We start from the raw sequence: 19423 nt of genomic DNA on the forward strand, positions 1-19423 counted from the left end.
ATCGGAAATCAAAACTTAACGGACTGCACCCTCAACAGAAGGCGACTCGATTGTCTTCATGAAGTACAGTTTCACCAACTGCCAACCGTTGGACAAATACAGAGGCAATTTTTGGAACAATTGCAAAACTTTCGGAGTTTTAGACTCAACAATCGCGGTTAATTGCTGATTGTTTTTGAGGCAAACATCCAACCGTTCATAAAATTCTGGATTGTTTACGTCGAGCATGACGGGGAAAACGCGGCCTGCTGTTTCGTTGGTTTTTTTGATCACTTCAATGTCGTATTCGCGAGCATCGAGTCCGAGCGATCGATAAAAACCACCGCGCTGGATATCATTGAGATACATTGTCGCAAATACCGACAGCAAGAAGAAACGGCACCACAGCTTAGCGCGCCAATCATTCAACATCTGAGGCTGAGCTCTCATCACCGCATCGAAGAAATCTCCGTGGCGGTTTTCATCCTGACACCAATTTTCAAAGAATCGGAAAATCGGATAAATCTGATCTTCAGGATGGGCTTTCAAGTGCTGATAAATCGTGATGTAGCGCCAATAACCGATTTTTTCGGATAAGTAAGTGGCGTAGAAAATAAACTTCGGCTTGAAGAATGTGTAACTGCGGCTCTTTGTCAAGAAACCCAAATCTAGGGACAAACCAAAGTCCGACAGCGCTTTATTCAGGAATCCGGCGTGCCGCGCTTCATCGCGGGACATGAGCAAGAAACCTTCGGCGAGTACCGGATTTTTGTCCTTGAGTTTGCGTGCCAATTCTTTGTAGAGCAAGAAGCCGGAAAACTCAGCGGTGCAAGAGCGTTCGAGGAATTCAATAAACAACTTCCGCTTTTCGCCGTCGATATGTTCCCAGGATTGATCGAACTCGGCATCCCGCACGAAGTGGGTTTTGTTGTAGTCAACGCGGAACTCTTTGATAATTGCTTCGAGTTCGGCTTCGTTTACCGAGATGTCCATTTTGGCCATCTCGTCAAAGTCTGTTGTGTAAAATCTCGGTGTGAGAATAGTTTCTTTGGCTGGGGTTTTCGCTTCTTGCTGCTGGGCAAAAGCGGGTTTTTTGAGCGAATCTACCATATGTTTATTGGATTTTTTGCTTATAATTGCTCGCTTGTTTGAGGTTTCGGGTACTGCGGGCGATCGCCCTTGTATCTCCGACCAGCGCTGTGCGGCGCACTTTGGCGCTCTCTGTGGAATTCAGGTCAAAGCTGCTGAAATTTCCACGCCCTCCAGTTTACCAAGCTCTCGACCCGGAAAGATGTTGCTGGCGTTAAGAATTGCTACGCACAATTACTTATGGGCTTTGAAACAGAAGGGATTCGGGAACAAAATTCTGCCTGTTGTCAATTTATAGGATACAGCATAAATAAATTCCCGTGTCAAGCTTTTGAAACACCCGATCGCCAACCACAAAATATATATTGAGGGAGCGCAATAGTTAAATAACCAGGCAGGACGGGCATAAAATGAGCAATTTAGGTGTTAGTTACCTTTTATGGGCAGCTTGTTTTTTCGGCCCATTCGGACTCCACCGCCTCTACAACGGCAAGATTGGCACGGGTTTGCTGTGGCTGTGTACCTTTGGGTTATTTGGGTTCGGGCAATTGTTTGACTTGCTACTTCTGCCGCAGATGGTGGACGAGCACAATGCCACTATCAGGGGCAAACTCGGGGTATCTCCCCAAGGTATACCGCTATCTTCCACCAGCGGGGCGATCGCCTCGACATACCAGAAGCCAACCCCGGAACAGTTAGGGATTAAACTCCTGAAGGCAGCTTATACCAAAAATGCAAGATTATCTGTCACCCAAGGGGTGATGGCAACCGGCGCTACTTTTGCCGAAGTGGAAGAGGCTTTCACGGCAATGCTCAAAACCGGTTATGTCAGCATCGAGAACGACCCAGTTAGTGGCGTCGTGATGTACTATTTTCACGAGCTTTAAGGAATGAGAATTAAATAACTTACAATTTTAATGATTGTGGGATGGGCGTCCCGCCCGTCCCTTATAGACGGGCGGGACGCCCATCCCACTTTTAAGAGTCTAAGTTATTAAATTTTCGTTCCTAAGCTGGAGTGGGTGCGTCAGTTGGGGGATTTGGCGTGTTGTTGGAGAAGCTAATCGCTGACGCACCCTACTACTTGTCACAGAGAAATGTAGGGTGCGTCAGTTGGCGGATTTTATGTGTTGTTCGACAAGCTAGTCGCTGACGCACCCTACTACTGGATATTGCTTGTTGTGGTTTGTCGAGCCAGCGAGGCAAAATCGGCTAGAATGTTTGTTTGTCTATACAACCAGAAAGTATTTAGCGTCATGGCAGTCCCTAAGAAGAAAACCTCCAAATCCAAGAAGAATATGCGTAAAGCCACATGGAAGCGCAAAGCTGTAGTGGCAGCTCAGAAAGCTCTGTCTCTCGGCAAATCAGTTCTGACTGGGCGTTCCAACAGCTTCGTGTATCCCGGTAATGAAGAAGAGGAGGAAGAATAAATAGATTAAAAATTAACAATTGGCATTTCTGATATTTTGCACCATTCTCGGTTAACAGGCTTTGCCGGCTGTTGGAGAACACATATATTTTCTTGTGGGGTGGCCACTTTGGGCCGCCCTAAAAGAAAGTTTGAGAATGGTGCCAGATATGAGTTAATCGTTCCTTGCCTCCGGTAAAATGAGCATGGCATCGCCAAACGAATAAAATCGGTACTGATTCTCGATCGCCTCTCGGTACAAATCCAACAGCCGAGGCCTTCCAATCATCGCGCTTACCATCATCATCAAAGTAGAGCGCGGCAAATGAAAATTGGTAATTATCCCGTCTACAACCCTCCACTTGTAACCCGGATAAATAAACAAATTTGTCTGGCCGCAAAAAGGCTGCAACGAAAAATCTTCGCTCGCCGCCGCAGCTCCCTCTAAAGCTCTCACTGCTGTCGTACCCACAGCAAAGATCCGCCCGCCTCGGGCTTGAGTTTCGCGGATTTTCTCGACAGTGGAGGCCGATACTTCCACCCATTCGCCGTGCATTTTGTGAGTCGTCACGTCTGCAACCTCCACCGGGCGAAACGTTCCTACTCCCACATGGAGGGTGACAAAAGTTTTTTCGATTCCCCGCTCTTCCAAGCGGCTGAACAATTCTTCGGTGAAGTGCAACCCTGCTGTCGGAGCCGCCACCGCCCCGAGCTTTTCGGCATAAACAGTCTGGTACTGTTCCGGCGCAGCTTGGGAATTTTCGATGTAGGGCGGCAGAGGTACGTGGCCGTATTCGTCCAAAAACTTCGCCAGAGTCGCATCTCTAGGGATGTCAAACTCTAACAGCCGTCCCCCAGTTTGCTCGTCCCTGTCTATAACTGTCGCAGTCAATCGACGATCGACTGCCACAGCCTGGGGAAGGCAACAGCAAGGCCCTTCCGCAGAGTCATCACAGGAGGCGGGCTCAAACTCAATTTTGGCTCCCAACTTTAAGCGTTTCCCCGGTTTCACCAAAGCCAGCCAGCAGTTGTGCTGGCGTTCTTCCATCAACAATATCTCCACAGCCGGGCCGTTCGGTTTGTGCCCGTAGAGCCTCGCTGGCAGAACACGGGTGTTGTTAAGTACCAGCAAGTCTCCGGGTTCGAGCAAATCCGGCAAATCGTGGAAAATCCGGTGTTGGTGGCTGCTGGGAGAATCTACCACCAGCAACCGAGAACTGTCCCTCGGCACTACCGGATTTTGGGCAATGCACGAGGGCGGAAGTTCGTAGTCATAAGCGTCCAAAGACCAGTCAATCTCTGTCATCGGGTGAATTCCTGTCAAAAATCTGTCAACTCGGTAACAAATTGGGTAAAAACCCCCATCCCAAGTCGGGTGCTTTTCCCCTTGTGGTGGCGGGTATAGCCCGCGACGATAGAGGTGTAGCATCAGCTTTGCTCGAAGGATAGTTATGGAATACCTCTACTACATCGCTAATACTAGCCTCACTCTGAGAGTCGTGGATTACCTACGCACGGCTAGTCATCTTCCTTTGCAATTTATCACTGTTATTCACCAAATTGACGGCTGGGTCGTGAAGGTGAAAATGAGCCAATATTTGACTCCAGAAATGCACGGGGATTTTCGGGCTTTTATGAACGAAGTCGGGATTCCTTACGATCCTGAAATTCGCTTGCAAATGGCACTGTGGAGCTTGGAAACGGGACAGTCGCCGCTGAGCGTGATGCGCCGCTACCAGGTGGCCGTGGTTTGTCACGGAAGCCCAGACCGCAAAGAAATTGAAGCGTTTCGCCAGCAGTTTGTCAAGGGTCTGGGATATTGCCCGGAAACTTTGGCCTAGACTGGGAAGCAGATAAATTGCCTGCGATCGCAGAGTCCGAGCGGGAGAAGGCAAGAGGGGCAGAGGAGTTAACGCTTTTTCCATGTCCGTTAAAGATGAAGAAACCAATGGGCCACAGTCAAGGCAAGTTAACAATTAAAAATTACCAAGCGGTATTACTTTTTAATTTTAGCCTGTAATTTTTAATTTGACATTTCTAATCACTAAAAGCCGATCGAATGTATTCTTGCAGGGTAAGCCGGTAGTTTCCGGCAAGGGCGGATTGAGAGTTCGCTGTCGTTGGTGGTAATATTTGCTTGGTCTTTTGCCGCGAAGGCTCGCACCTGACTAAGGCGACATCGAACCGACAAGAATTATTTGCTAAATCTGGACGAGTGCTTAAAAATATTTCGGCGGTTTGCCAAAGTTTGGCTTGTTTTGCTGCACTAACAGCCAAGATTCCCCCAGCATCCCAATTTCCACGACGGCGAGTTTTCACCTCTACAAAGGCTAATGTTGGGAATTGGCGATCGCGAATTCCTGGGTTTTTTTCGCCCTCTTCATCTCTTCCGAGGGCGATGATGTCAATCTCTCCCCAGCGACAGTGGTACTGACGGTGCAGGATTTCCCAACCTTGCTGCTGTAACCACTGGGCGACTAAGTTTTCTCCCAACGTGCCGAGATCCCGAGAGTTTGTCGGTTGGGGAGAGTTGGAGGCGGCGGGAACCACCGAAGAGGAGCGCTTTCTGGTAGAATTCAATTCTGAACTGTCATTGCTGCCCATTAGCTTTAACTTATGAATTCTGGAATTCGCCAACATCGCAAAAATATTTATAATTTCTTGCTGAGTTTTGTTATTTTAGCAGTAATTGCCGCTGGGGCGATCGCGATTAATCCCGCACCTGCTTTCGCCTTGGATCGCGACAAAGAAATCCTAGTTGGCGCTGATTTTAGCGGACAAGTTTTGACTAACGACAGTTTTAATAAAGCCAATCTTCGCAACAGCAATTTTACCAATGCAGATTTAGGAGGCGTAAGTCTGTTTGGCGCCAATATGGAAGAGGCAAATTTTGAAGGCGCTAATTTAAGGGGTGCGACTTTGGATTTGGCTCGCATGATGAAAGCTAATTTAACTAATGCTATCCTTGAGGGTGCTTTTGCTTACAATACCAGACTGGAAGGAGCTGTGATTGACGGTGCTGATTTTACTGAGACTCTCCTCCGAGACGATATGATCGAAAAGCTTTGTAAGGTTGCCAAAGGTACTAATCCGGTGACTGGTAGAGAGACTCGCGAAACTCTGTTTTGTGATTATTAAAAGATATAGCGGTTCTCAGAAAGATGAGGTATGTTGTTGGGCTTCAGCCCTCTTGGTTTCAGTGGTTATATAACCTGTCAGTCATACCTCACCTTTTTGAGAAAGGCTATAAGACGGCGGTTGAAACCGCCGTGTCTTCTAAAATCTTATTAGCCCCAAGGTACAGAGGTTAAATCGTAAAAATTAACTTGACGCAGCCGCTCTAATTCCTCTATCCATTCTTGTTCGGCGCAGAGTTGTTGGTAATATTCTATAGCAGCATCGGTTTTTTTCCACATATCGAGGGCAATCCGGCGCCGCTTGATGCTGATGATTTGCTCGATACAGGCGATCGCCGATCGAATAACTAAAGGCGCGCGATACACATTTTTTTCCGAAAACTCGTTTAAATGAAATAAATGCGAGATTTGATTGAGTTGGGTCGGATATTCTATAAAGCTATCTTGTAATTTCAATATTAACTCAGAAGGCGCTGCTTGTAAATAGATGTTGTGCAGTATTTCTGCATTCAAAATCAGGTGCCACAAAAATCTGTGGTGAGACAAGCTAAACTGCACGTCTCTAGCTTCTATGGCTTCTCTGACTTCTTGACGGTATTCGGGACAGTGCAAATAAATCTGCAATAATTGTGCTTCTGCTTCTTCTAACAGACTGCGGGCTGCTACTGAAAAGCCTGTTTTTGAACTTTTGCTGTCGCTGCTTGCACGCTGCTTTTTATATTGTTTGCTCGGCTTCAGCTTGTTTCTAATTAACAGTGGCATTGTCAATGCTTCGTCTTGATTCAGCCGCTGTCCCCAATCGCTGACTACTTGATTGAGTAAGTTTTCTGCTATCATCTTTGTGAGTCTAAAATCTCCTTTGCTGAGGATTTCGGCGCTTTTTTGCAGATAATGTGATAACTGATTGTCGTCAGTAATATTAGTTAATAATTTAATGATTCTTTTGGTGATTTGTTGGGAAGTATCCGCTTGCTTCAAATCTTGATTGACGAGCATTTGTTGGATTTGCCAATCAAGCCACAATGGGGAATTGTCGAGCAATTCTCGATATTGTTCTGGGGAGTAAGTTTTGAGGTATTCGTCGGCATCTTTGCCGTCGGGAATGTTGAGCACTCGCAGTTGTACTTCTCCTTGATAGGCGAGTTGTTCTATTTCTCCAATGGCACGCTCTGCTGCTTTGGTTCCTGCTTTGTCGGCGTCGAAGTTGAGGATAATTTGTTTGGAGTCCGTGTAGCGCAATAACTGCCGCACTTGGTTTAAGCTCAGGGCTGTGCCGAGGGAAGCTACGGCGTTGGAGATGCCCGCTGCTTGAAGTGCGATCGCATCAAAGTACCCCTCTACGACGATCGCGCGATCGGCTTTGCTAATGGCTGTTTTGGCTGTATCTAAGCCATATAAAGTCTTGCCTTTGTCGAATAGTTCTGTTTCGGGAGAATTGAGATATTTAGGTTGTTCGTCGCCGAGAGCTCTGCCGCCGAAACCGATGACTCTGCCTTGGGTATCGCGAATGGGAATCATGATGCGGTTGCGGAAGCGATCGTAATAGCCACTTCCGCCTGATTTGCGCGGTACAATTAATCCTGCTTGCTCTACTAATTGCGCCGGATAGTTTTTTTGTTCTACTAAATAACTGTAAAGTGCTTCCCAACCTTGGGGTGCATAACCTAGTTGAAATTGTTGGATAGTTTCTTCGCTGAGCTTGCGTTCTGATTTGAGATATGCTAAGGGTTCTTCTCCTTGAGATTGCCGTAAAGCGTGTTCGTAAAATTTGGCGGTTAGTGCTGAGATTTCATAGAGTTGTTCCCGCAAAGAAATTTGGCGCTGCAATTCTTGTCGGTGTTCCGGTTCGACTGTTTTGATGGGAACTTGATAATTTTTAGCTAATTCTAATACGACTTCGCTGAAGGAGCGTTTTTCTAATTCCATGAGGAATTTAAAGGCATTGCCTCCTGCACCGCAGCCGAAACAATAGTACATTTGTTTGGCTTGGTTGACGGTGAAACTGGGAGATTTTTCGTCGTGGAATGGACACAAGCCGACGAATTCTTTGCCGCGTTTTTTTAAGATAACTCTACCGGAAATAACATCTACTATGTCGGCTCGTTGTTTGACTTCTTCGATTGTTTCTGGGTGCAGCCTAGGAACTTGCATAGGACTATGTTAGGTGAGTTAAAATTATGTTTGTTTTGATCGATCGCACAATTGGAGTTTTTCTGTACGTAGAAACCGGGTTTTTTACGAAAATACTTCTAGTCAGCCAGGATATTCGGTTTGAAAATCCGGTTTATTTGAGTTCGATGCGCTCGTGAAGTGTTGGCAAAGCAAGATACTCGCTTTATTGTAAGATATTGAGACTAACTTTAAGGAGCATGGGCAATAATGCGAATTTTAATGATGGGCGGTACTCGGTTTATTGGGGTTTATCTTACTAAGATTTTAGCAGCACAAGGGCATGAAGTGGTGTTGTTTAACCGGGGCAATAAGCCTGTGCCGGTTGCGGGGGTGAAACAGATTTTGGGCGATCGCACAAATGTTGCACAATTGCAAGAACAGTTATCGGCGGTTGAGTTTGACGCGGTTTTTGACAACAACGGTCGGGAATTGAGCGATACAAAGCCTTTAGCTGAGATATTTAAGGGGCGGGTGCAGCACTTTGTTTATATGAGTTCTGCGGGGGTTTATTTGAAATCCGACCAAATGCCTCATATCGAAGGAGACGCTACGGATCCGAAAAGCCGACATTTGGGTAAGTGCGACACGGAAAATTATTTGGCAGAGTCCGGTTTGCCTTGGACTTCGATCCGCCCGACTTACATCTACGGCCCTCAAAATTATAACGATTTGGAGGCTTGGTTTTTCGATCGCATTGCGCGCGATCGCCCGATTCCGATTCCTGGTAACGGGATGCACTTCACGCAGTTGGGGCACTGTCAGGATTTGGCGATGGCGATGGCGGGGGTTTTGGGTAACGAAAGGGCGATCGGGCAAATTTACAACGTTTCGGGCGATCGATTTGTCACCTTTGATGGTTTAGCGCGCGCCTGCATTCAAGCCGCAGGCAAATCACCCGATGCTATTAAGATTGTACACTACGATCCGAAACAATTTGACTTTGGCAAAAAGAAAGCTTTCCCCATGAGATTGCAGCACTTTTTCGCCTCAGTTAATAAAGCTGTCACCGAACTTAACTGGAAACCGGAGTTTGACTTAGTTTCGGGATTGAAAGATTCATTTCAGAATGATTATGTAGTTTCGGGAAGAGACAAAGCTGAGATAGATTTTTCCGTTGACGATCAGATTTTGAAAGCCGTTTAAACTAAAATTAGACTGAGGCACCTGCGACTTCAGAAACCCGGTTTCTTCATATAGCGGTTCTCAGAAAGATGAGGTATGTAGTTGGGCTTCAGCCCTATACGTTTAATGGTTATAGAAGCTGTCAATCATACCTCATCTCTTTGAGAAAGGCTATAGTTATCGTTATTGTTGGCAAAACTCGTAGAAACCAGGTTTCTAGCCCATGCGTCTAAACCATGTTAAATCAAAGTAAAGTGCACAGTCCGCACAATACGCATCTGAAGGGAGAAAAGTAACATGAGATTCATCAATCCCAAAATCTATTTTGCATTTACGAAAATATTTGGCTCATCCGACAATACAGATATCTTAATTAATTTTTTGAATGCTTTACTATATCAAGGAAAAACAATAATTGAAAGCCTAGATATAATCGATCCCAATGTGACTTACCCAATAATTGGATCGACAAACAGCTATTTAGATGTCCAAGCCACACTTAACAACAACACATCTGTAATTATTAAAATACAAGTTTTGCACGTGCAGACATCTGCCAAGCTAGTTTTGTCGGATACAGCAAAAACTTATGGAACACAATTCATGATTCAGGAATTGTACAAGGGATTGCAGTCTGTCATTTTTTTGGCAATAGCAGATTTTAAAATGTTTAAAAATCATCAAAATATAAGTTCGCGCTTTGCTTTGAAAGAAACAACTTACTTGTTTGATTATCCCTATACTCAGATGGAGTTAGTTTTTGTAGAGTTGCCAAAATTTAAGAAGGAATTAGACCAATTAGAAAATATTACTGATAAGTGGATTTACTTTATCAAAAATAGCGGGATTTTACGTGAAATTCCAGCAATATTGGGCGAAGTACCACAAATTAATAGAGCTTTTGAAATAGCCCAGGATGTTAATCTAACTCGCGAAGAATTTGACATATTGCAGAAACAAGAGTTTTTCGCGCACGATCAGCAAAGCCATGAACAAACCTTATTTGAGCAAGGCAGACAAGAAGGTCTAAAATTAGGAAGAAAAGAACGAAAAATAGAGTTAATTATGCGTTTACTGACTCGCCGTTTTGCTCAAGTAAATCCCGATAGTCAAATCATAATTAGCGAATTGTCGATCGACAAATTGGATGATTTAACAGAAGCCCTGTTAGATTTCTCCAACGCGGAAGATTTGACTGCTTGGTTGGAGGTTAATTCTCAATAAACTAACCACTCTTTTTTGAAGTAAAACTGTCAGAGCAAAGATGATTCGCTGACTATTTTACCACTTGTCGGCAGAATCATCTTGTAAGTTTACAGACTTTCTGCTGTAAAGCCGATCGCAAATTAGTTAAACTGAATCAGATACAAAACCTCTCCCCAAACCCCTGTTTTACTCCGAAAGGGGAGAAAAACTCGGAAATATCAGGTAAATTTCATGCTTGGAATCACACTCGGCACTCGCTACAGCATTATCCGTCACTTGGGAGGCGGCGGATTTGCTCAAACTTATTTAGCTGAAGATAAGCAGCTACCAGGTAATCACCTGTGCGTCGTCAAGCAGCTTAAACCTCAAGCAACCGATCCCGAAACTTTACAGATAGCAAGACGTTTGTTTGATACGGAAGCACAAGTTTTGTATAAGTTGGGAAATCACGATCGCATTCCGCAACTTTTTGCTTACTTTGAAGAAAATCAAGAGTTTTATCTCGTTCAAGAATTTATCGAAGGCCACGATTTAAGTCAAGAAATTACACCCCCCCAAACCCCCCCTTACCAAGGGGGGGCTGGAGTTGCCTCCCCCCCTTACCAAGGGGGGGCTGGAGTTGGCTCCCCCCCTTACCAAGGGGGGGCTGGGGGGGGTTCTTCTAGAAATGCCGGAGGTATGAAAGAAGATGAAGTGATTGCAATTTTGCAGGAACTTCTGGAAATTTTAGATTTTGTACACCAGCAAAATGTGATTCACCGCGATGTCAATCCGCGCAATATCCTGCGCCGAGATCGAGATGGTAAGTTAGTGTTAATTGACTTCGGCGCAGTCAAGGAAATTACTACTCAAATTACTAATCCTCAGCCCAAGAATAGCCTAAGTGTGAGCATCGGTACTCCCGGTTATATGCCCAGCGAACAAGCTCACGGTAATCCGAAACTCAGCAGCGATATTTATGCAGCAGGTGCGATCGCAATTCAGTTCCTTACGGGCATAAATCCGCACCAAATGCCGAAAAATCCTGATACAGAGGAAATTATTTGGCAGGATAAAGCATCGGTGAGTCCTGAATTTGCGAAGATTTTAGATCGGATGGTAAAGTACGATTTTCGGCAGCGTTATGCGAGTGCTGGCGAAACTCTGCAAGCTATTAAAGAGTTGCAAAATTCTTTCAGCGGTACTGTTCCGATATTACCTCCGGTTGTTGCTGCAAAAAAGCTGCCTCAACCGCGACAAAAACTATATTTTAAAATTGGCGCAATCGCCAGTTTTATTGGTATCACTATTCTAGCATCAATTTATGGTGTCAATACTTTTAATTCTGCAAATGCAACTGACTTGCACAATCGAGGGATTACTCTTTACAATTTAAGCAAGTTTGAAGAAGCTCTAGCAGCTTACGAACGAGCCATAACTCTCCGCCCGGATTATGCGGAAGTTTGGCAGGAAAAAGCTAAAACTTTATATGAGTTGAAAAAATACAAGGAATCACAGTCAGCCTACGATAAAGCTATAGAATTAAAGCCGGAGTATTTGGAGGCTTGGACGGGACGCGGTTATGCTTTGGATAAGTTAGAACAGTCAAAGGAGGCGATCGCATCTTTTGACAATGCTTTGAAAATCCAGCCGGATTATCCCGCAGCCTGGGAAGGTAGAGGCGATGCTTTGTTAGACTCGCAGCGCTACGAAGAGGCGATCGCATCCTACGAAAAAGCCGTACATTTTCAGCCAAATTTGTACCTTGCGTGGTACAATCGCGGCCAAGCTCACCAAAATTTGAAACAGTACGATCGCGCTGTTGAATCCTATCAAAAAGCCGTTGAAATCAAATTCGACAATTCTGATGCTTGGTACAATTTAGGCAATGTTTTCCTAGAATTGAACAAAAACCAAGAAGCTTTTGAAGCTTATGAAAAAGCGGTGCGGTTTCAGCCTAATTTTTATCAAGCTTGGTATAGTAAAGGCATAGCTTTGCTGAAAATGCGCCGACATGAAGAAGCGGTAGAAGCTTACGAAAAAGCTGTTAAATTAAAACCGGATTATCATCAAGCATGGTATAATTTAGGTTGGTCTTACCACGAATTACGCAAGTACGAATCAGCTATTGAGTGTTACAGTAAAGCCTTGGATTTAAATCCGAAAGAATCTCAAGGCTGGTACAATAGAGGTAATGCTCAGTACAATTTGAAGCGGTACGAAGATGCGATCGCCTCTTACAACGAAGCTGTCTATGTCAAACCGGACTATTCGGAAGCCTGGTACAGCCGCGGTAACGCCCTTGTAGCGGTGAAAAGATTCGGAGATGCGATCGGCTCTTACGACAAAGCAATTCGCTACAAGCCGGATTATGGAGCGGCTGTGGAGGCAAAAAAACGGGCCGAAAGTCAGTTAGGAAACAATCCGCAACAGCTTCAACGACAATAACAGGACTTATATCATATTAGGAATCTGCCAATCCCATGATGTATTATTAATTAATCTCTCTTTCTTTGCAAATATTTCATGCGACGAGATTCAATCTTCTACAAAATGTTCGGGCAAGCGCCAACTTTACTGTTCGATCTACTGGCTACAACTCCAGCAAATGCTGCCAATTATCGCTTTGACTCGGTTGCAGTCAAAGAACCTAAATTTGAAATTGATGGCGTATTTTTGCCACCAGAATCTGAAGGTGCAGGCATCGTCTATTTTTGTGAAGTTCAGTTTCAAAAAGATGAACAACTTTACGAAAGGTTGTTTGGCGAATCATTTTTATATTTTTACCGCAATCGCAGTCGTTATAGCGATTGGCAAGCTGTGGTGATTTATCCATCTCGTAGCATTGAACAAAGCGATGTTTATCCTTATCGAGCTCTGCTCAACAGCAATCAAGTGCATCGGGTGTGCTTAGATGAGTTGGGGGATATTCGGGCCTTGCCTTTGGGAATTGCGCTGATGGTGTTGACGACTGTCGAAGAGGCTCAAGCACCAGCAGAAGCAAGATATTTGCTGAGCCGAATGGAGCAAGAAGTTGCCCCAGAAGCCAGCCGTGACATAATAGAACTATTGACGACTATTATGTCATACAAATTTACACAGTTAAGTCGAGCGGAGGTGGAATCGATGTTGGGAATTACACTACAGGAAACGAGGTTCTATCAAGAAGCTAAAGCGGAAGGATTGCAGCAAGGATTGCAGCAAGGATTACAGCAAGGACGACAAGCAGAAGCCTGTGCGCTGATTGTCCGACAATTGACTCGTCGGTTACAGCAGGAAATGTCTGAGGAAATGCGATCGCGCGTTGCTAATCTGCCCTTGCCGATACTCGAAGATTTGAGTGAGGCGCTGTTGGATTTTGCTACTGGGGCGGATTTGCAGGCTTGGCTGGAGGCGCAGCAGTCGGAAATATAAGAATTTTGCGAACTTGTCCGTGCGATCGCAACATTTGAATCGAGATCCACATCCAAGTCAAGCGGGTATCGAAGGCATCTTGCAAAATTTTAAATACGACGATCGCTCATTTCTATTTAACGGGCGATCGTCACTTTTGTCAAGCTATATATTGTGCTGGCGTAAGTCCTATTTTACCTAACAGCAGGACTAATTACCGTAACACGGCGGCTATCTACCAACATCGGCCAAAAACCGCGATCGCTCAATGCTTTTACCGCCGCAGTAGCAGCGTTTTGATCCGTTGTATAAGCAACGAATAAAAAGGGACGTTGGCCGTAGGAAGCTAAGCCTACTTGCGTACCCAATGCTTGCTTGACTTGGCCGGCTAATTCCGGTTGATTGAAGTAATCTACTAACACGGCGTAACCGGGGCCGAGGGCTTGGGGATTGAACCCACTATTCCCAGTCTGGGGATTGGCGATTGGTTCTGAACCTGGTGCTGGCTGGGGGTTGTAGACTGGCAGGTTTTGGGGAAGTGCTGCTGCGGGCGATCGAACTACGTAAGCCTGCAATCCGACAACATCTTTGATGTATTTAACCCAATCGATCGCAATTTGCGAGTTACGAAACCCACCAACCCTCGTCACAGTATCGTTAATGTACCGACAAACTGTATTGTCATTATTTCCGGGAAAAGAGCGTTTTGCTTTTTCTTGCTGTTCCGGTGTTCGGGTGACAATTAACAGTAGATATTCGTCGGACTTCGGTGGTTCGCAGCTTGACTGAGCTTTAACAGAACTCGCCAAAATTGTCAATGTCAAAATTGCGATCGAAGTAGCAGAAAATAGGGGAATAGACACAATAAAATTGTACAATTCTTCCCTAAATTTTCCTAACTTCGCTGTGGATTTTTGTGCTTGTTTATTCATGCTGTCTGTAGGGATGCGAGGGCATCGGGAATAGTTGCTGACGGTGCTTGAAATTCACCTGTCAGTACATATTCTAATCGCAGTTTTAACCAAGTAATGAACACTGGATCTGTGGAAACAATAGCTGCTGCTGGTTGAGGGCATTTTGCTTTAATGGCTGCCATTGCGGGTGCTTCTAGGAAAGCGGGTTGTTTGACCAACCAGAAGTCTATTTGTTTTTCTTGTTCATGGTAGTTGCGAGTTCTTTCTTTAAACACTTCATCAAGGGCTTCTTCTTCTAGCAAAAAGCGTTGGCTGGCTAAAACGTAGTAGTAGGTTTGCATTTTTGTCGGTTGTTAGGGGTTGGTAGTTGGTGGTGAATGTCGCCTGTATCTGTGAGTTTTGTCGATTAAGGGTGAATGTGCCGAGTTGTGGCAGTTCGAGAACCTTAGACTATTGTGCCGTTTACTTTACCCTATTTGTTGTCATTTTGGGTAGGTGCAGCGCCAGTTATGTCTGAAAAATGATTGGTTTGAGGGGAGTTGGGGGAGTTGGGGATTATTTTTCTGAGGGTTGATTTTTGTGGAAAATTTAGGTGACAATAGTAAATTAGATAGAGTTGTACGTTGAAGAATTACAAATTATTAAGGCAATCTTGGGCTGTCATACCGGATGAGGAGTGGTTTGCATATGGACAGTATTGCGATCGGTATTGCTTGGTGTGTCGCGTGGGGCGATCGACGGAAACCTCAATTTGATCTAAGCGTGTTGCAGGAAATGCGACGGGCGTTGACTTCTGGGGAGGAAGTGCCGCCCCAGGTGAGGGAAATTGTCGATCGGGTGCGGGAACTTCTGGCTATTCCAGAAAATATTTCCAGAGAAGAGTTTCCAGAAACAATTATTGATTTGCAAAATAAATACCCGAATTTGTGGAATCAGCCGGGAAAAATTGGTTTAGTGTACGGCGGTGTCACTAAGGTTAAGCAGTATGTATTTGAAGACGCAAAACTGCCAGACATTCGCGGTGCATCTGCACTACTCGATCGCATAAACTTAGTTGATTTGCCAGCTTTTTTTGGCAAACGTCCTGAATCTGCAAGTGATAAAATTCAGTCTTTAGAAGTAAAAAAATGGCTGGATAAAAACTTTACTGGAGTTCCAAAGCTTTCAGAGGCTTTGATTTCCGAAATGATTGTCTATTCTACTGGTGGCAATATTTTAGCTTTCTGCCCAGCAGCTTTTGTGAATGAGTTAACTGATGCCATTGAAAAACGCTATTCCCATGAAACCATAACTGCTAATTCCTGCGCGGTGGGAGATACGTTTAAGCTTTTAGAAATTCGATTTGGCTTGCTGCGAGACCAGATAGAAGAAACTTTCTGGCTAGATAAATACCGCCCAGAATATAAAAATCCGGTGGTTGCAGCTTATTTTGGCAAGCTGGATAAAGAGTCAAATCAACCTGTCTATTCATCTCATATTGAAGAGGCGTTTATAAATCGCAAGAGTTTTAATGAATTAACTACTAAATTAGCCGTGATGTTTAATCAACGGCGCAGTGGTAATGACTTTGAAGGGAATGACGTTGAAAAGCGTCCCAGCCGCCGCTATCCGCCGATGTTGGAAACGCACCCTTATTTGCAAAGAGATCAGTCGGATCGGCGATCGGCTATCACGCGCGCTACCGATAATGGTAGTCAAAAAGGTCTTCCGGGAAATCCTTGGTTTTCGGAAGTTTCTGCACGGAAACGCAAAGCGGGCGATCGGGCTAAGAAGGGAACAATCAAAGACACTCATTGGTACGCAGAATGGCGTCCTGATGTCATTGAAGGTTGGGTTGACAAATTTGAGGATTTCTTAGAAAAGCATCCCGAAAAACTTCAGAAATACTGCGGCGATAACGACCTTGAGACAGTTGAAGTAGCTCAATCTTTAACTCAGCTTGGTAGTTTGAGTAAAGGCTTTGTAGCCTACATCTATGCTGACGGCAATAACATGGGTGGCTATATTCAAAAAATCACCACTCCCCAAAAATATCAAGATTTTAGCGAAGATGTTGACAATGCCACTAAATATGCTGTTTATCAAGCCTTAGCCGAGCATCTTCATCCCCGCCAAGTCAAAGAAAATAACAAGTCAGAATCGACTCTTCCCGATGGTGCTTGGATTCATCCCTTTGAGATTATTACGATTGGTGGCGATGACATTATCTTGATTGTACCCGCAGATCGGGCATTGGCGATCGCCAAAACTATCGGCGAACAGTTTGAACAAATCTTGCTCAAACAAGTTCAGATACCGGGCGTGGAAATCAAAGGAAACTATGAAACTAAAACTCAGCCAGAAAAGCCGATCGATCTCAGTAAGTGTCACCGCTACCTAAGTCAAAATGCAGCAGCTAGCAAATGTCAATTAAGCACATCAATCGGCGTGTTAATTGCCGACCAGAAAACTCCGATTTATTATGCCAAAAAACTTTACGAGCAATTGCTCAAATCAGCCAAAAAACGTGCTAAGGATTTAAAAAAACACGGATACTGTGGAGGTACAGTTGATTTTCTGGTAATGAAATCGGTAACTGCCCTTTCATCTAGCATTGAGGACTTCCGCAAGGAAGCATTAACCAAAGACAGTCCTCAAGAACTTAAGTTGTACGCCGCACCGTACACTTTGCATGAAATTGGCGGATTGATTGAGTCGGTCAAAGCGCTGAAAGAAGCTGAATTTCCCAAATCGCAACTCTACCAAATTCGCAGTTTCCTAGAACAAGGGAAAAATACAACGATTCTCAACTACCGCTATTTCCGAACCAGACTCAAAGATGGTAATTCAGAAATACTTAAAAAAGAGTTTGAAGAAGCTTGGTGCAAGCCAAAAAATGCAGAAAATTATGGTAATCTAGCTCCTTGGATGTCTGTGATAGAGGAAAATAAACGAACCGTATATGAAACGATCTGGCGGGAAATTGTAGATATTTACGATTTCATTGAATTAGAAGATTCCCAATTAAGTTCAGAAAGCTCGGCAGAGGCGGAGGTTGAATCATGATTGTTCTCAGGACTTTATCAACGTCAATAGAGACTTACGCACTTACAGCAGTAATTGATACAGCTTTGTGTGTAGGCGCGGGCGGTTCCTCCGGTTCCCTTGCAGATAAGCCGATCGTCCGCAATTCAGAAGACAACTTGTTAATTCCCGGTTCTCAAATCAAAGGCCGCCTCCGTCACGAATGCGAGAAAATTGCGAGAGGTTTGGGGTGGGAAATTTGCGAATCTCCGAATGCCGGTAAAATGGTTGTCCGCAGAGAGAATGCACCGAATGAATTTAAGCGCAACGAATACGAAGTATTAGGATATAATGATACTTATCACTGTTTAATTAGTCAAATTTTCGGCGATCCAGTTTTGCCGTCGCGCATAATTATTGACGACTTAATTTGCACAGAAGACCCGGAAAATTTAGCTGAATTTATACGTCCGGGAGTCACAATTAATCGCCGCCGTCGCACCGCTGAAGAAAACAAACTTTACTTTTTAGAGACTTCTCCGCCGAATGTTTCACTGAAGTTTAAAGGTCAAATTCATCTGTTACCAAATTGTCCCAGTTATGCGAAACCTCTGATGTTGGCTGGTTTCAAGCACATTCACGCATTAGGTGGAAGTAAATCGGCAGGTTTGGGATGGCTGAGTTGGGAAACTTTACCGAATTTTGAAGTTACTGATGCAGATTGGGATTGTCTAGCGAAGGGAGGGGAAAATGCAGCGAATTGAACTGGAAATTAAGGTTTTGTCTCCTTTGGCGATCGCCCGCCAGAAACCGGGAGGTTCGATTAGCGAGGCTGTGGGCTATATTCCGGGTACGGTGATTCGGGGTGCTGTGGCTGCTCAGATTTTGGATCTATCAAATGGGCGATCGACTGATTTGACCCAAAATGGCGGCGATTTTCAAGCTTTATTCTTGAGTGAAAATCCCGCAATTTTCCAAAATGCTTATCCAGCCCTGATAATTAATGGCAAGCTCATCCCTAAAGATAGATTTGAAGAAAATGGAGTTTTACCTGCAACTGCACTCAGTTCTAAAAATAAGCCTGGTTTCAAACGCAAAGACAAAGATCCAGAAAAAAATGGCGTTTTTGACACTTTGATCGATCGCTTTTGTGCAGAAGGTTACGGATATCCCTACGATCCGAATTGCCCGGAAGACGGAGGGAGAGTCGATGCTGCTGGTATTAGTTTTTACTGTAAGTTCAATAAAAAGTATCACAGTCTTACGGTCAACAAACGCCTGCTAACGCGAGTTGGGATTAACCGTCGCAGGGCTACATCTGAGGAAGAAATACTTTACAGCCTGGAAGTTTTGAATGAATCTCAGGAAACCAAACAAAATCCTGTTTACTATCGAGGTGCGATTTTAGTCGAGGATGATTTAGCGGAGACTTTGCGGGATTTCATTCAGGATCGCCATCAAAATTTTAGATTGGGCGGTTCGACTTCCAGAGGATTGGGGAAAGTTGAAATTCAGACAAAAAATCCTGTTGATGCTAAGATAGATGTGAGCGATCGCATCGATGAATTCAATCAAAGGCTAAAAGAGCGTTGGGACAAATGGGTAGTTTTTGGCAGTCCTATTAAAGAGTCACCAACAAAGCTAACTTACTTCACCCTGGACTTGCAATCTGATGCTATACTGACTGAAAACTGGCGACGTACAACTGTAATATCTGAAAAGATGTTGCACCAGTTTGCAGGGGTTGAAGCTCAAGATAAATCTTTGCGTTTGGAGGCGGCTTACAGCAGTTATGATTTTCTGTCTGGTTGGAATGCGGGCTGGGGGTTGATGAAAGATGTAGAGCTGATTACCACGAAAGGAGCGGTTTATTTGTTCAGTACAACTCAACCAGAGGTTTGGATTCAGAGATTGGGAGAGTTGGAAATGAGGGGATTGGGCGATCGCACTTGCGAAGGTTTCGGACAAATTCAAATTTGCAACCAGTTTCATAATATATTTAGAGAGGAGGCAGTGTAGAT

The 19423-nt window shown here is 44.5% G+C and carries 19 protein-coding genes; 13 read left to right on the plus strand and 6 right to left on the minus strand.

Going from position 1 to position 19423, the window contains the following annotated elements; translation table 11 throughout:
• Positions 1-15: 15 nt before the first annotated feature.
• Entirely contained in the window at positions 16-1089 is a 1074-nt protein-coding gene (gene acsF / locus JGK07_RS01135) for a magnesium-protoporphyrin IX monomethyl ester (oxidative) cyclase (protein ID WP_293189653.1), read from the minus strand.
• A 7-nt stretch (positions 1090-1096) separates the two neighbouring features.
• Here acsF and JGK07_RS01140 point away from each other — a divergent pair, with 7 nt between their 5' ends.
• The 3 genes from JGK07_RS01140 to rpmF all read left to right on the plus strand — a co-directional run bounded on the left by JGK07_RS01140 (position 1097) and on the right by rpmF (position 2498).
• A complete protein-coding gene (locus JGK07_RS01140; RefSeq protein WP_293174817.1) occupies positions 1097-1366 on the plus strand; it encodes a hypothetical protein in 270 nt (89 codons plus the stop codon).
• Positions 1367-1478: 112 nt separating this feature from the next.
• Positions 1479-1955 (plus strand): TM2 domain-containing protein, encoded by a 477-nt coding sequence (locus JGK07_RS01145; RefSeq protein WP_293174814.1) that lies wholly within the window; start codon positions 1479-1481, stop codon positions 1953-1955.
• Positions 1956-2324: 369 nt separating this feature from the next.
• Positions 2325-2498, plus strand: a complete 174-nt coding sequence (gene rpmF, locus JGK07_RS01150) for a 50S ribosomal protein L32 (protein WP_006632406.1) — start codon at positions 2325-2327, stop codon at positions 2496-2498.
• A gap of 153 nt (positions 2499-2651) precedes the next feature.
• On the opposite strand, the gene queA is transcribed toward rpmF, so the two are convergent.
• Complete coding sequence (gene queA / locus JGK07_RS01155; protein WP_293216404.1) at positions 2652-3782, minus strand: tRNA preQ1(34) S-adenosylmethionine ribosyltransferase-isomerase QueA; 1131 nt, start codon at positions 3780-3782, stop codon at positions 2652-2654.
• A 145-nt stretch (positions 3783-3927) separates the two neighbouring features.
• Between queA and JGK07_RS01160 the strand changes: the two genes are divergently transcribed.
• On the plus strand, positions 3928-4317 hold the full coding sequence (locus JGK07_RS01160) for a hypothetical protein (RefSeq protein ID WP_293154581.1): 390 nt from the start codon (positions 3928-3930) through the stop codon (positions 4315-4317).
• Positions 4318-4513: 196 nt separating this feature from the next.
• Here JGK07_RS01160 and JGK07_RS01165 read toward each other — a convergent pair whose 3' ends face one another.
• On the minus strand, positions 4514-5080 hold the full coding sequence (locus JGK07_RS01165) for a YraN family protein (protein WP_293225544.1): 567 nt from the start codon (positions 5078-5080) through the stop codon (positions 4514-4516).
• Positions 5081-5092: 12 nt separating this feature from the next.
• Between JGK07_RS01165 and JGK07_RS01170 the strand changes: the two genes are divergently transcribed.
• Positions 5093-5614 (plus strand): pentapeptide repeat-containing protein, encoded by a 522-nt coding sequence (locus JGK07_RS01170; RefSeq protein WP_293189655.1) that lies wholly within the window; start codon positions 5093-5095, stop codon positions 5612-5614.
• Between the two features lie 149 nt (positions 5615-5763).
• Here JGK07_RS01170 and dnaG read toward each other — a convergent pair whose 3' ends face one another.
• A complete protein-coding gene (gene dnaG / locus JGK07_RS01175; protein WP_293189657.1) occupies positions 5764-7764 on the minus strand; it encodes a DNA primase in 2001 nt (666 codons plus the stop codon).
• A gap of 26 nt (positions 7765-7790) precedes the next feature.
• Here dnaG and JGK07_RS01180 point away from each other — a divergent pair, with 26 nt between their 5' ends.
• The 5 genes from JGK07_RS01180 to JGK07_RS01200 all read left to right on the plus strand — a co-directional run bounded on the left by JGK07_RS01180 (position 7791) and on the right by JGK07_RS01200 (position 13506).
• Positions 7791-7922 carry a hypothetical protein gene (locus JGK07_RS01180; protein WP_293202797.1) on the plus strand — a complete coding sequence of 44 codons (132 nt, stop codon included), beginning with the start codon at positions 7791-7793 and terminating at the stop codon, positions 7920-7922.
• A 70-nt stretch (positions 7923-7992) separates the two neighbouring features.
• On the plus strand, positions 7993-8928 hold the full coding sequence (locus tag JGK07_RS01185; protein WP_293174802.1) for an NAD-dependent epimerase/dehydratase family protein: 936 nt from the start codon (positions 7993-7995) through the stop codon (positions 8926-8928).
• A gap of 276 nt (positions 8929-9204) precedes the next feature.
• The gene (locus tag JGK07_RS01190) at positions 9205-10131 is read left to right on the plus strand and encodes an Rpn family recombination-promoting nuclease/putative transposase (protein ID WP_293174799.1); all 927 of its coding nucleotides are present in this window, start codon (positions 9205-9207) and stop codon (positions 10129-10131) included.
• Positions 10132-10344: 213 nt separating this feature from the next.
• Positions 10345-12540, plus strand: coding sequence for a serine/threonine-protein kinase (locus JGK07_RS01195; protein WP_293225542.1), 2196 nt, complete (start codon positions 10345-10347; stop codon positions 12538-12540).
• Positions 12541-12618: 78 nt separating this feature from the next.
• Positions 12619-13506, plus strand: a complete 888-nt coding sequence (locus tag JGK07_RS01200) for an Rpn family recombination-promoting nuclease/putative transposase (RefSeq protein WP_293195724.1) — start codon at positions 12619-12621, stop codon at positions 13504-13506.
• Positions 13507-13679: 173 nt separating this feature from the next.
• Here the strand turns inward: JGK07_RS01200 and JGK07_RS01205 are convergent, their stop codons facing one another.
• Positions 13680-14417 (minus strand): hypothetical protein, encoded by a 738-nt coding sequence (locus JGK07_RS01205; RefSeq protein WP_293174793.1) that lies wholly within the window; start codon positions 14415-14417, stop codon positions 13680-13682.
• Positions 14414-14740, minus strand: a complete 327-nt coding sequence (locus JGK07_RS01210; protein WP_293174790.1) for an MgPME-cyclase complex family protein — start codon at positions 14738-14740, stop codon at positions 14414-14416. Before JGK07_RS01210 ends, JGK07_RS01205 begins: the two co-directional genes overlap by 4 nt.
• A gap of 328 nt (positions 14741-15068) precedes the next feature.
• Between JGK07_RS01210 and cas10 the strand changes: the two genes are divergently transcribed.
• The 3 genes from cas10 to csx10 are packed head-to-tail and all read left to right on the plus strand — an operon-like array spanning position 15069 to position 19421.
• Positions 15069-17444, plus strand: coding sequence for a type III-B CRISPR-associated protein Cas10/Cmr2 (gene cas10 / locus JGK07_RS01215; protein WP_293274438.1), 2376 nt, complete (start codon positions 15069-15071; stop codon positions 17442-17444).
• Entirely contained in the window at positions 17441-18166 is a 726-nt protein-coding gene (locus JGK07_RS01220) for an RAMP superfamily CRISPR-associated protein (RefSeq protein WP_293174784.1), read from the plus strand. The genes cas10 and JGK07_RS01220 overlap by 4 nt, the downstream gene beginning before the upstream one ends.
• Complete coding sequence (gene csx10, locus JGK07_RS01225; RefSeq protein WP_293241267.1) at positions 18153-19421, plus strand: CRISPR-associated RAMP protein Csx10; 1269 nt, start codon at positions 18153-18155, stop codon at positions 19419-19421. The genes JGK07_RS01220 and csx10 overlap by 14 nt, the downstream gene beginning before the upstream one ends.
• Positions 19422-19423: the final 2 nt, after the last annotated feature.

The sequence above is a fragment of the Microcoleus sp. PH2017_24_DOB_U_A genome, from assembly GCF_020738205.1.
In the GTDB taxonomy this organism is placed as follows: Bacteria; Cyanobacteriota; Cyanobacteriia; order Cyanobacteriales; family Microcoleaceae; genus Microcoleus.